At 63.3% G+C, this 12812-nt stretch carries 14 protein-coding genes; 13 read left to right on the forward strand and 1 reads right to left on the reverse strand.

Annotated elements, in window-relative coordinates; translation table 11 throughout:
- Positions 1-5 precede the first annotated feature (5 nt).
- Positions 6-1244, reverse strand: a complete 1239-nt coding sequence (locus QM693_RS09170) for a cytochrome P450 (protein WP_283352086.1) — start codon at positions 1242-1244, stop codon at positions 6-8.
- A 410-nt stretch (positions 1245-1654) separates the two neighbouring features.
- Between QM693_RS09170 and QM693_RS09175 the strand changes: the two genes are divergently transcribed.
- The 13 genes from QM693_RS09175 to QM693_RS09235 all read left to right on the forward strand — a co-directional run bounded on the left by QM693_RS09175 (position 1655) and on the right by QM693_RS09235 (position 12737).
- Positions 1655-3037, forward strand: a complete 1383-nt coding sequence (locus tag QM693_RS09175) for an MFS transporter (RefSeq protein WP_283352087.1) — start codon at positions 1655-1657, stop codon at positions 3035-3037.
- A 95-nt stretch (positions 3038-3132) separates the two neighbouring features.
- Positions 3133-3564: a cupin domain-containing protein gene (locus QM693_RS09180; protein WP_283352088.1), complete on the forward strand. Its 432-nt coding sequence runs from the start codon at positions 3133-3135 to the stop codon at positions 3562-3564.
- Positions 3565-3685: 121 nt separating this feature from the next.
- Positions 3686-3910 carry an LLM class flavin-dependent oxidoreductase gene (locus QM693_RS09185; RefSeq protein ID WP_283352089.1) on the forward strand — a complete coding sequence of 75 codons (225 nt, stop codon included), beginning with the start codon at positions 3686-3688 and terminating at the stop codon, positions 3908-3910.
- On the forward strand, positions 3844-4815 hold the full coding sequence (locus QM693_RS09190) for an LLM class flavin-dependent oxidoreductase (protein ID WP_283352090.1): 972 nt from the start codon (positions 3844-3846) through the stop codon (positions 4813-4815). Before QM693_RS09185 ends, QM693_RS09190 begins: the two co-directional genes overlap by 67 nt.
- Before the next feature lie 49 nt (positions 4816-4864).
- On the forward strand, positions 4865-5686 hold the full coding sequence (locus QM693_RS09195) for a mycofactocin-coupled SDR family oxidoreductase (RefSeq protein ID WP_283352091.1): 822 nt from the start codon (positions 4865-4867) through the stop codon (positions 5684-5686).
- A 74-nt stretch (positions 5687-5760) separates the two neighbouring features.
- The gene (locus QM693_RS09200; RefSeq protein WP_283352092.1) at positions 5761-6243 is read left to right on the forward strand and encodes a Zn-ribbon domain-containing OB-fold protein; all 483 of its coding nucleotides are present in this window, start codon (positions 5761-5763) and stop codon (positions 6241-6243) included.
- Positions 6240-7415 carry a thiolase C-terminal domain-containing protein gene (locus QM693_RS09205; RefSeq protein ID WP_283352093.1) on the forward strand — a complete coding sequence of 392 codons (1176 nt, stop codon included), beginning with the start codon at positions 6240-6242 and terminating at the stop codon, positions 7413-7415. Before QM693_RS09200 ends, QM693_RS09205 begins: the two co-directional genes overlap by 4 nt.
- Before the next feature lie 18 nt (positions 7416-7433).
- Positions 7434-7928, forward strand: a complete 495-nt coding sequence (locus QM693_RS09210) for a lipocalin-like domain-containing protein (protein ID WP_283352094.1) — start codon at positions 7434-7436, stop codon at positions 7926-7928.
- A gap of 17 nt (positions 7929-7945) precedes the next feature.
- Positions 7946-8434 (forward strand): hypothetical protein, encoded by a 489-nt coding sequence (locus QM693_RS09215; RefSeq protein ID WP_283352095.1) that lies wholly within the window; start codon positions 7946-7948, stop codon positions 8432-8434.
- Between the two features lie 361 nt (positions 8435-8795).
- On the forward strand, positions 8796-9332 hold the full coding sequence (locus QM693_RS09220; protein WP_283352096.1) for a flavin reductase family protein: 537 nt from the start codon (positions 8796-8798) through the stop codon (positions 9330-9332).
- Positions 9332-9994 carry a TetR/AcrR family transcriptional regulator gene (locus QM693_RS09225; RefSeq protein ID WP_283352097.1) on the forward strand — a complete coding sequence of 221 codons (663 nt, stop codon included), beginning with the start codon at positions 9332-9334 and terminating at the stop codon, positions 9992-9994. Before QM693_RS09220 ends, QM693_RS09225 begins: the two co-directional genes overlap by 1 nt.
- Before the next feature lie 91 nt (positions 9995-10085).
- The gene (locus tag QM693_RS09230) at positions 10086-11501 is read left to right on the forward strand and encodes an aldehyde dehydrogenase family protein (RefSeq protein WP_283352180.1); all 1416 of its coding nucleotides are present in this window, start codon (positions 10086-10088) and stop codon (positions 11499-11501) included.
- Between the two features lie 45 nt (positions 11502-11546).
- A complete protein-coding gene (locus tag QM693_RS09235; protein WP_283352098.1) occupies positions 11547-12737 on the forward strand; it encodes an aromatic ring-hydroxylating oxygenase subunit alpha in 1191 nt (396 codons plus the stop codon).
- Positions 12738-12812: the final 75 nt, after the last annotated feature.

A 12812-nucleotide genomic window follows, 5' to 3' on the forward strand; every position in this document is an offset into this window, starting at 1 on the left:
GGGGATCAGTGCGTCGACGGAGTGAACGTGATCGGTAGCTTCTCGCATCCGCGGACCTGGGACGAATGGAAGACCGCGGGGTTGTCCGGAACCAGCGCGTAGTCGGGAATTCTCCTGTGGATCTCCTCCATCGCGAGTCGCAGCTCGAGCCGTGCGAGATGGGAGCCGAGGCAGCGATGCGGGCCGGCGCCGAACCCGATGTGCCGGTTGGGGTGCCGTTCGATCTGTAGCTCCTCAGGGCTGTCGAACTCGTCGTCGTCGCGGTTGGCCGACGTCATGACGACCAACAGTTGATCGCCGGCCTTGATGGAGACACCACCGATCTCGGCATCCCGGGTCGCGCGACGACCGCTGCTCGTGGCGGTCTCGATCCGCAGGATCTCCTCCACTGCCGACGGAATCAGCGTCGGGTCGTCGATGATCGCCTCCCGCTGCTCGGGATTGTGCGACAGGTGAATCAGCCCCCAAGCGAGAGCACCTTGGACGGTATGCAGTCCCGCGACGAGCAGCAGGAAGAACATCCGGCTCAGCTCCTCGTCGGTGAGTGGCCGAGGTGTTCCGTCGACGTCGAGCGGGGTGTTGATGATGTGCGCGGTAAGGCTCTCGGAACTGCCTTCACCGGATCGAACTCGCGCGACGACCTTCCCGAAGTACTCGTAAATCTCTCCGGCCGCCTTCGCGCGCGCCTCGGCCGATTCCGCCTCGCTCGCCCCGGGGATGCCCTGAAGGGTGATGTCGGTCCACTCGGTGAATTGTGGTGCGTCGCTCAGCGGCCATCCCATGAGCGCAAGGAAGATCCGAGTCGGCAGCTCGTGTGCGAACTCCGAGATGAACTCGCATTCGCCCTTGTCGGCGAATTGGTCGATCAACTCGGTGATGATTCTCCGGATCTCGGGCTCGAGCGCCTTCATCTGCTTGGGACTGAACAGCGGTTGCAACGCCTGCCGGTAGTAGCTGTGTTCGGGCGGATCGAGTTCGAGCGGAAGGAACTTGCCCTGCGCGGCATTGAGCAGATTGTTCGGAAAGCTCGAGAACGTCTCCGGATCCTGGAGTACCTGAAGCGCTTCTTTGTACCGCGTAACCACCCAATGCCCCCCGTGATGCGGGGAGTAGAGGACCGGCCCTTGCTTGCGCAGCGCGGCGACGCGCTCCTGGAACACGTCTGCGGGCACGGCCAGGGACGGATCGTACACATCGAAGTCAGTGATCAGATGTTCCGGAATATCGAGCTGTGTCGTGGTCATCGGGATCCTTCGCGTAGGGGAGCGGCCCGAAAAGCGCCCCGCGGATGGCCATTGGCCCGGAAAGGCCGGGACGAGTGCTGTCGCCGCGGGGTGAGGGCTGGGGTGAGTAGGCGATCGCCTTGCGATGAAGGTAGATCAGCGATTACCTGCGGTCAACCGTGCAGTTCCTGAAAAACCATATTTCGCAAGTCCGGAGAAGTGCACGGTCCTTGACGGGTTAACCGATAGCATTTAGATTAGGTCGCATGTGATCCGCAGCACTGCGGTACATGAGGGAGTCGTGTATCGCGGCTCGGTGTCCATCGGCCCCCGATCATGTCTTGATCAGCCGAAAAGCATTGTGGGAAAACCTGTCATGTCGAAGATCTGGAACGGGTCGATCGACCCCATCTCACAGAAGGATCACTGAATTGACTTCATCTGTCAGGATCACGGAGGTCATCGACCGTGCTCCCGTGTCGCGATTCCAGTGGCGGGTGATCGCCATCTGCTTGGCACTGGCATTCGCTGACGGTTTCAATGTGCTGTCGATCGGCTATGCCATTCCGAGCCTTGCGAATTCATACGGTGTGCCGCCGGCCGATTTCTCGATTGTGGTGATGGCTGCCCTGGTCGGTGAAATTCTCTCGAACTTTCTGATCGCTCCACTGGCGGATCGATACGGGCGTAAGCGAATCATGGGCCTCGGAATCCTCGTCTTCGGCCTCGCCGCCCTTCCCTCGTTCTTCGCTACATCGGTCCTGGCGCTCGCAGTGTGCCGTTTCGTTGCAGGGCTCGGGATCGGTGCAGCCGTGCCGAACGGGTTCGCGTTGGGTAACGAATACTCGCCGTCCCGATTGAAGGCGACCACCGTCACCGTGTTGAGTTCCGGCACCGCGGTCGGCGGGCTCGTCGTCGGATTGATCGCTTCACGGGTGGTGCCTATGCACGGCGGGGAGGCGCTCCTCCTGGTCGCGGGAATCGTTCCTCTCACCATTCTTGTCGGCACGTGGCGTTGGCTGCCCGAGTCCGTCGAGTTCCTGGCCAAGGCGGGCCGCACCACGAAGGTTGCGAGCATTCTGGACAAGATCGACACCCGCACGCCGCACAGTGCCGACACCGAGTATCTCCTGCCCCCTCAGCCGGTCGGCGCGCGTGTTGCCGCGCTCTTCGTGAGGGGCAGGGCGACCCTCACCGTCCTCATCTGGTCGATGATGTTCTTTGCGCTCTTCGGTAGCTATTTCGTCCTCAGCTGGCTGGCCACGATTCTCACCGACAACGGGGTGCAGGATAGTGCTGCACTACTCGCGACATCGTTGGCGACCCTGGGCGGCATCGTCGGCGCACTGGTGTTGGGCGTTGCCATGGACCGAACCCGGATCGGTGTCGCCGCTGCAGTTCTCGGTCCCCTCGCCACCATAGCGTCGGTGTCGCTGCTGGCATGGATCTCGACGGGCGGTGGGTCGACCGTCGCTGTGGGCGCCCTGTGCTTCACCCTCGGCTTCGGCGCGATCGGGCTGGCGGCGGCTCTGACGTCGGTCGCAGCGCAGGCATATCCCACAGCGGTACGTGCGACGGGGATCGGCTGGGCCTTCGGGGTCAGCCGGATGGGCGGCCTGTTCGCGCCGGCGCTGGGTGGGGCTTTGCTCGCCACGAGTATGGCGAGCTCGACAGTTCTCCTGTTGTCTGCGATCCCAGCGGCCATTGCAGGGGTGCTGGTGGTGTGCTTCGCGGTCACTCTGCGTCGCAGGAAGGGATCGGGGGGACCGGTTGATGTCGAATCCTCCTCCGCGAGCGTCCTGGTATCGGGCTGACTGCAACGAAGGGCCTGTCCGGGCTTGTCGAATCAACCGAAAGGCAATACATGAGCTTTCGCCGCGTTATCGCTGCAGAACAGAACGGTACAGCCGTGCTGGTCGCCGACGAGACGATCGAGAGAATCGACGCTGCAGGCCTCGACCCGATCTGGCGTTCCGACGCCATTCCAGAGGTACCCAACGCGGGCGACGTGCCCGAAACGGCCGGATTTCCCGATCCCGGTGGCGTCTGGGTGATCGGCTGGGTGCTCGAGCCCGGACGGATCGGCGACAGTGACAACGGAATCGTCGAGATGGACGACGATGCGCCCGGATTCCACCGCACGGATTCCGTGGACGTGCACGTGCTTCTCGAGGGCTCGCTCGTCCTCGAACTCGACAGCGGAGCGGAAATCGAATTGAACGCCGGCGACACGGTGGTCGTCAACGGCAACAAGCATCGGTGGCACAACCGTGGAGACGAGACGGCACGTGCCATCGTCACCATCTGCGGCGCCGCACGCAACGACCGACAGGAGATCTGAAATGGAACCGGAAGCTGGGAATAACGGGTCAGCCGTGAATAATGCGCCGGCCTCGAGGAAGGCACCCCTGCGGTGTGGAGTGTTCCTTCCGCCGTACCACAACCCTCGGCGTAACCCCACGATGGCGATCGAACAGGACCTCCGCCATGTCGAGGACCTCGATCGGCTCGGATTCCATCAGGTGTGGTTCGGGGAGCATCACAGTGGTGGGTACGAGGTCGGGCCCTCGCCCGAGTTGATGATTGCGGCAGCCGCGCAGCGTACGTCGCGTATCGAGCTGTGCAGCGTACGTCGCGTATCGAGCTGTGCAGTGGCGTCATATCGCTTCCTTACCACCATCCCTTGATGGTGGCCGATCGCATCACCTTTCTGGATCACATGACCCGTGGGCGCATACGCATCGGGGTCGGGCCGGGTGCGCTCGTGGCCGATTCGCAGATGATGGGCATGGACTACAACCTGTTGCGGCCGCGGATGGAAGAATCCCTCGACGCCATCCTGGAATTGCTCAATACGCCGGGGCCTGTCGACCGGAAGACGGAATGGTTTTCTCTCGAGGACGCGCGGGTTCAACTCGGCCCCTACTCGTACCCGGGGGTACCGATTACTGTGGCGGCCGCGATGTCGCCGTCGGGCCCGAAGCTGGCCGGCAAGTACGGGCTCGGTCTGCTATCCATTGGTGGAACGAGCGCCAAGTCGGTCGAGTTGCTCGCCCAGACCTGGGATATCACCACCCACGAGGCGAATGTGTACGGGCAGAGCGTCGATCGGAACGATTGGGCGATCGTCGGCAACATCCATATCGCCGACACCTTCGAGCAGGCCGTCGAAGACACCCGGTACGGGCTGCGCGACTTCATGGACTACCGCCACGTCGTCACCCCGATGAAAATGATCGAACCGGGTGAAGAAGTCGCGCACGAGGAACTGGTCCGGCGTGTCAACGAGTCCGGATACGGCTGCATCGGCGATGCGAACGACGCCATCGACTACATCCAGAAGATCATCGACCGCACTGGTGGATTCGGCACCTTCCTCGCGACAGCACACGACTGGGCAGACATCGAGGCAACCTCGCGCATGTACCGGATCCTCATGCGCGACGTCATGCCCCGATTCACGGGCACCTGCGAACCGCTGCTGAATTCCTACCACTGGACACAGGCACGCAAGGAAGGCTTCAGCGAGCGCTTCGCGACCGGCATCAGCCAGGCGACGCAGCACTACGAACGCGCGAAGAGCGCAGGGTAGTACGTTCGGCAATTCCTATATCACTACCCACTTCACATCAGGAGAATCGATGACCTCTCTCTACGAGCTCGGCGGAAAAGTTGCAGTCATCACCGGCGGCGCACGAGGACAGGGCCGCTCGCATGCGCTCACTCTTGCCGCTGCTGGGGCCAAGATCGTGGTCTGCGACATCGCGGCGCCGATCGACGAGGTGCAGTATGCACTCGCGACACGGGATGATCTCGAGGAGACGATCCAGCTCGTCAAGGAAGCCGGTGGCGAGATTGCCGGCATGCAGGCGGATGTCCGGAGCAGTGCAGACATGAGGGCTGTCGCGGATCTGGCCGTCTCTCAGTTCGGACGTATCGACATCCTGCTGGCGAACGCCGGCATCCACGATCACGCCGAGTCGACGAACGAGATCGCAGACGACGCGTGGCAGACGATGCTCGACGTCAACCTCACCGGCGCGTGGAAGGCCTGCAAGGCTGTCGTCCCCGTGATGATCGAGGGTGGCCACGGCGGATCGATCGTGATCACCTCGTCGGTCGACGGGCTGGGTGCTTCCCCGTCGTGGGGGCACTACGGCGCCGCGAAGCATGGCCTGCAGGGGCTGAAGGACACCCTCGCATTCGAGCTCGCCGACCACAACATCCGTGTCAACACGGTGAACCCGACGGGGGTCAATTCGCCTATGGCGGCAGGCCTGTCGAAGGTACTGCCGCACGTGGTGCGGAAGTGGAAGCATAACGACCGCACGAATCTGCTGGACGTGATGATGCTCGAACCACAGGACATCTCCAACGCCGTGTTGTGGCTCGTTTCCGACGCCGCGAAGTACGTGACCGGGATCGACCTGCCGATCGATGCGGGCTACCTGACCAAACACTGATGGTCGGGTTCCCCATGACGCCCACCTGCAGCAGAAGGAAGCGATATGCCAGTTCACGAGAGTGGAGCGATCCGATGACACCGCGTGCCGGTACAGCCCGCGAGTTTCCGGCAACGGCTCTGGCCGGTCCGTACGCAGACGGCCTCGACCTGCCCTACTGGGAGGGTCTGCGGGCGGGTGAGCTGAGGCTGCAAAGGTGCGGCGAGTGTGACCTGTGGATCTGGGGACCGCGGTGGATGTGTGGACGGTGTCAGACGTTCGACCCGAAATGGACTGCGGTGGAACCGGTCGGACGAATCTTCTCGTGGTCGCGGACGTGGCACCCCTTCATCCCGGAGCTGGCAGGCGAGTTGCCGTTCGTCACGGTTCTCGTCGAACTACCGCATGCCGGGGGACGACGAGTGCTCGGTCTGCTCGCCGAGAATGGCGATGGTGACGTTGCCATCGGTGATGCGGTTGCGGGGATCATCCAGCAGCCCGCCGATGCACCCTGGCCGGTGCTTCGCTGGCGCCTGGCGAGCAGTACCACGGAGACGGAACGGGGAACCGAGCGATGACCGATACCTTTCTCCGTGGTGCCGCAGCCGTCGTGGGTGCCAGTGAATTCCATTACAAGCGAGGCGAATCGCCCGCCAGCGAACTCCGGATGACTTTGCGAGCCATCGTCGAGGCTGCTGCTGACGCCGGTGTGTCACCACGCGAGATCGACGGTTTCGTCTCGTACGGGGGCGGCGACAACGACGGGACGGTCGTGGGTGCGTCGCTCATGTCACCCCGGATCCGATGGTCCACCATGATCTGGGGTGGTGGCGGAGGTGGTGCTGCCGCGGCGATTACCAACGCGGCAGTCGCCATCGCTGCAGGGCAAGCGCGGTGCGTGGTTGTGTATCGTGCCATGGCACAAAAGGATTCCGGCCGACTCGGATACGCCAAGCATCACTTCGACGGCCATATGCTCCCGCACGGGGTCGGATCGCCGGCGCAAGCCTGCGCGCTGCGCACCCGACGGATGCTCGAACACGACGGTGTTCCGGAATCTGCGATGAAATCCCTGGTTCTCGCGGACTACTTCCACGCGCAGCGCAATCCGCACGCCGCGGCATTCGGCCGACCGCTCGACGAAGCCGACTACGCAGCATCGCGGATGATCGTCGAGCCCTACCGGCTGTACGACTGCTCACGGGAGAACGACGGAGCTGTGGCGCTCATTCTGGTCGCCGCCGGCCGCGCCGAGAAACTCTCTTCCAGTCCGGCTTACGTGCTCGCGGGCAGTCAGGGCGCGGTCGGCGGATACGCTGTCGACAGCGAGAACGATCTCGACTACACCTCGGCCGGATTCTCCGGAGCCGCCGGAGTTGCCGAAACCTTGTGGGCGGATGCCGACCTCGGTCCCGACCAGGTCGACGTCGTCCAGGTATACGAGAACTTCAGCGGCTCGGGTGTGGCTGCACTGATCGATCACGGTCTGTGCCCGCGCGGTGCCGATGCCGGCAAGGTCATGACCCTCGAGAATCTGACCGCCCCGCACGGGCTGCTCCCGGTGAATACCAGTGGTGGAAACCTCGCGGATTCGTTCGTCAACGGTATGGGTCTGGCAGTCGAGGCCGTGCGCCAGGTGCGTGGAACCTCCACCAACCAGGTTCCCGATGCGCAGGTCTCGCTCTTCATCGGCGGGCCCATGGCCGCATTGTCGAGCTCGGTCCTTCTCTGCACGCGCGACGTGCTGTGAGCTGAAAGGAAGCATGACATGAGCACCCACACAGACACCGACACCGAAGGCGTCTCGATCGCCGAACGAATCGTCGGGGCTTGGGAACTGGTCGAGTACTCGACGACCTCCGACAGCGGAAAAGTCGACTACCCACTCGGTCCCGAGGCCCGCGGATTGATCATCTACTCGGCGGACGGGTTCATGTCGGCACAAATCATGCGCCCCGGCCGAGCCCCGTACCGCTCGCGCAACGTCCACAGTGGCGAGAACAGCGAACGAAGCGAGGCTGCCGGGGGATACCTTGCGTATTCGGGCCCCTACCACGTCGACGAAGACCGCTCCGCCGTATGGCACGAGATGGCGGTATCGCTGTACCCGAACTGGCTCGGTGAGAACCAGAAGCGGCATGTGCGCTTCGACGGCGACCGCATGACCCTGTCCTCGGATCCACTGGTGTTCCGCACCACCACCCTGTCACCGGCACTGGTGTGGCGACGAACCGCACCCCGTGCGGGACGGACCACGTCGTGAACGGGGCTCAGCTCACCGTGGCCGTGGACCTGTCGACGCCGGACGCGCCGGTCGACAGCACCATCGTGGTGCGGAGCCTGGATGACCCCCACACAGTGCGAATTACAGCCCCGAACCTTCGAGAGGCGCAGAAGAAGCGCGCATACATTCGGGCCGCGGGCGACACATCCGGTGGCCGGGTCGACGTACTGCTCGACGTCGTCGTCCATATCGCGCCGGACGCTCGCACCGCGCGCTCCGAAGCCGGCACAGGACAGAGGCGCCCGTCGGAAACTGGCATGACGGACGGCGACACCGTCGTCTACGTCGGAACGCCGAGCGGCCTGGCAAGTCTGATTCTCGACATCCGCGCAGCCGACATTGCCGACGGCGTCACTGTCGTTCCTGCTGTCACGGAGGGGAACGTCAGGGATGCATGTGTGCAATTACTGCTGGATGAAGTGCTGCCCATCCTCGAAGCCCGCCGACCGGTCCAGGAATCGGCGGTGCGACAAGATGTCCACTAGTTCCCACCACACCACCACGAACGGGGGAGAAACCCATGCGAATCGTGGTTGACGAGATTTTCGGTAAGTCACAGTTCCGGCTCGAAGACGCCGACGAGTTCGGCTCCCTCCACATCGAGCCGGCTGACCCGAAGTGCAGAATCTGGGCAGACCGACTCTCGGCCCTCGGCCGACCATCCGGCGCACAGCAGGTCTTCGTCAAACCAGACACGATCCGCGCCCTTGCGGGTGAGCAGGCATTGGACCCGTCGTGGTCGACACGATTTGAAGCAATGATCGAGTTCGCGGATTGTCGCGGATGGCTCAGTCCTGCAGGCGAGATCAGAGTGCACATCGCACTGAGAGTATGAGAGGACCACACGTGTCGACACGATCGGACAACAGCACACAATCGGCTGTGAACACGCGGGCGCTTCGCGACGTTCTGGGACATTTCTGTTCCGGCGTGACGGTGGTGACGGCGATGGTGGGCGACGAACCGGCCGGGTTCACCTGTCAGTCGTTTTCGGCATTGTCGCTGGATCCGCCCCAGGTCTTGCTGTGCCCGAGCCGGCGTTCGACGAGTTGGCCGGCGATCCGTACCGTCGGGACCTTCTGTATCAACGTTCTCTCCTCGGGTCAACGCGATCTCAGCGACCGTTTCGCGAAATCGGGTGGACCCAAATTCGCCGGAGTGCAGTGGCGCCCGGCCGAGCGCGGCGCGCCGATTCTCGAGGGGGTGGCAGCCTGGTTCGAGGTGGCGCTCGCTGCGGAGCACGACGGTGGAGATCACCTCATCGCCGTTGCCGGCATGCTCGATTTCGGGTCCGATCCGGTGACGGAGCCGCTGGTTTTCCATCGGAGCCGATACGGCGGGGTTGTGGAGCTGAGTCTCGGATCGATCGAAAGTGGGAGTTGATGGGGAGACCGGCAAAGCCTCTGATCAGCCGGAGTGCGACCATCGCGGCAAGCATCGAGATCATCGACACCGAAGGCATGGATGCGTTCAGTCTGCCGCGCGTGGCCAAACAGCTGAACGTACGGACCTCCTCGCTGTACCACCATTTCGCTGATCGTCGTGAGCTCATGACCGAGGTGGCGAAGGAGCTGATGACCGGGGCGACAGTGCCCGAGCATTCATCGGGCACGGACTGGGTGGAGTGGTTCGTCGAACTCAGCCTCAATTACCGCGACGCGATCCTGCGTCATCCCAATGCCGCTCTCGTGTTGGTGCAGTTCCTTCCTCGGGATGTCCTGACCCGAACGTATGAACGGTGTGCGCGCATCCTCGAGGACGGGGGCGTCCCGGCGCGACTCCACGTGGTGATACTGGACGGTCTGGAGAAGCTTGCTCTCGCAACCACTCTGAGCGATATCATGCGCGATCCGGTCGGTAGCACAGAGGTCTTCCCGAAGGTCGATGAGCGTAGACACCCGACCCTCGCCCGCGCGCTGGAGGCCAACCAGTGGTCGTCGCGTGAACTTTTCGTGGTCACGATCCGCGGATTCCTTGCCGGGGTGATGGGTCTAGCCACGACGCCGGTAAGTGACGAAAGCCTGCGTGAACTGCTCGAATCATGAACGTGGACTAGCTGCGTCTCAATTCCCCTCGGTGCTCGAGGGATTCGATGCACCGGTAACTACCTCAACTCGACTAACGGAGAGAATTATCGTGAGTTTGGAACTATATGTGGATGGCAAGTGGACTGCCTCCACAAGCACGGAGCAAATCGACGTCGTCAACCCGACCACCGAAGAGCGCATCGGGAGCGTCCCCGCCGGAGCTGCCGAGGACGTCGATATGGCGGTCGCTGCCGCACGACGGGCCTTGGGCCAGTGGTCTCAGACCGCCCCGCACACGCGGGCCGAGTTCGTGTCGCGTCTGGCTGACGAACTGGAGCGGCGACAGGACGACATCACCGACATCGTCGTCGCCGAGGTCGGCACGCCACGCAGGGTCGCTCGGTGGGCCCAGGTCGGACTGGGCATCGTCGATCTGCGGGAGGCAGTGACCGCGGCGAAGGACTTCCCGTGGGAAGAACCGCTCCGCAACTCCCTTATCGTGCGTGAGCCGGTCGGCGTGATCGGATGTATCACGCCCTGGAACTACCCGCTGCACCAGATCACCGCCAAGATCGGCGCCGCGCTCGTGGCCGGGTGCACGGTGGTCGTCAAGGCCAGCGAGGTTGCTCCGTTCACCGCCCACGCTCTGGCAGAGGCGGTCGAAGCGGTCGGGATCCCGGCCGGAGTTTTCAATATGGTGCACGGGTACGGTCCGATTGTGGGTGAGGCCATCGCCGTTCACCCGGATATCGACATGGTCAGCTTCACCGGATCGAACTCGGTCGGTAAGCGGGTGCTGGAACTGGCCGCCGGGACCGTGAAGCGGGTCTCGGTCGAGCTGGGCGGCAAGAGCGCCGCGGTGCTGCTCGACGACCTCGATGTCGAGGAGTTCGCGAAGGCCGTGCCGCACACCGTGCGTGCCTGCTACATGAACGGCGGGCAGTCCTGCAACGCGCAGACTCGCATGCTCGTACCGCGCTCGCGCCTGTCCGAGGCAGAGAAGCTCGCCGCCAAAGCGGTGGCGGCATATGCCCCGGGCGATCCCACGAGCGGCGACACGAAGCTTGGACCCATGGTGACCGCAGCTCAGCGCGAGCGGGTGCTCGGCTACATTCGTGCCGGCGTCAAGGAGGGCGCGAAGCTCGTCGCCGGCTCGGTCGACGCACCTGCCCGTACCGGATTCTTCGTCCAACCCACAGTGTTTTCCGAGGTAGACCCGGACAGCACGATCGCCCAGGAGGAAATCTTCGGTCCGGTGCTGTCGATCATCGCGTACGACACGACCGAGCACGCGATCGACATCGCGAACGGAACGATTTTCGGTATTGCCGGCGCCGTGTGGTCCGCCGACCCCGAGCGCGCGAAGTCGGTGGCGCGCAGACTGCGTGCAACGCAGATCGAGGTCAACGGTGGAAAGTTCAATGGGGCTGCACCGTTCGGCGGATTCAAGCAGTCCGGTCACGGGCGTGAGGGCGGGGCGTTCGGCCTGGAGGAGTTTGTCGAAATCAAGAGTCTGCAGCTTTAACGACGTTCTTGTGGGCCCGCAGCGGTCCCCGAAGGAGTGAGCACGATGGTCTACACCGATCTGCCGTACGACGAGGCGACGAAAGCGGGCTTTGCCCGGGCGATGTTCGATCACCTCGACAACGGCACCACCGATATGGCACCGGAAATCCTCGAGGTCGATCCGCGCGTATACACCGATCCGGAGCTGGCGGCGCGGGAGCGCAGAGAACTGTTCGGGTACGTGCCGATCATCGCGGCACACAGTACCGAACTGCCCGGAAACAACGACTTTGCGACTGTCCAGCTGCCGAACAACGAAGTTGTTCTCGTTCGGCAGGCGGACGGGAGGGTGCGTGGCTTCGTGAACACCTGCCGGCATCGAGGAGCGCAGCTCGTTCCCGAGGAGAAGGGTTCGAAGCGCATCTTTTCGTGCCGCTACCACGGGTGGGCGTATGGCAGCGATGGCAGGCTGCGGTCGATCGCGGACGAGCCGACTTTCGGGACGGTCGATCGTAGTTGCATGAGTTTGCTGGAGGTTCCGGTCGAGGAACGGCACGGTTTCGTCTGGGTCATCGACTCCGCCGCGGGTGATCGCAAGATCGACATCGCGGAGTGGCTCGGCCGCGAGTTCGACGAGTCCCTCGCCGCCATGGACATGGACAAGTACCACTGCCATATCGCCCAGAACTTCGATGTGGACATCAACTGGAAGGTGTTGATGGACGCCTTCCTCGATGGCTACCACATCACCTCGACACACGCCGGAACCGTTGCCCCGTACTTCTACAACAACGCGCAGGCGTGGGAGCCGATGGGCAGGCACGGACGAATGGTCACCGCTCGCAAGAGCATCGACTCGGTGCGCGATGTGGCACCCGAGGATGCCCCCATCGATCGGCATATCACCGTGGCGCACTTTCTGATGCCCAATATGTCGGTGCTCCGTCAACCGGATCATCTGGAGGTGCTCAACTTCGTCCCCGCCCCGGGCACAGCCGTCGGGACTCGGATGCAGATGCGTTTGCTCACTCGGGAGCCGGTGGTAACGGACGAGCAGAAGGCGCGGTGGGACAAGAACTGGAAAATTCTCATGGCCGTGCTACGCGACGAGGACCTCGTGGTCAACGAGGGCGTACAGAAGTCCGTCGCGAATACAGATGTCGGACCCCTCTATTTCGGACGCAACGAGATTGCCAATCAGCACTTCCACCAATGGATGGGGCGCGCGTTCGCAGATCCGCGCAGGTGGGGCTGAGCTCCATCGCACCCATGGTGTGAACACGCGCCATCCGTGCAGTCACAAATACCGAACCCCGATACAACGACCCGA

This window comes from Rhodococcus sp. IEGM 1305, assembly GCF_030058635.1.
In the GTDB taxonomy this organism is placed as follows: domain Bacteria; phylum Actinomycetota; class Actinomycetes; order Mycobacteriales; family Mycobacteriaceae; genus Rhodococcus_F; species Rhodococcus_F opacus_D.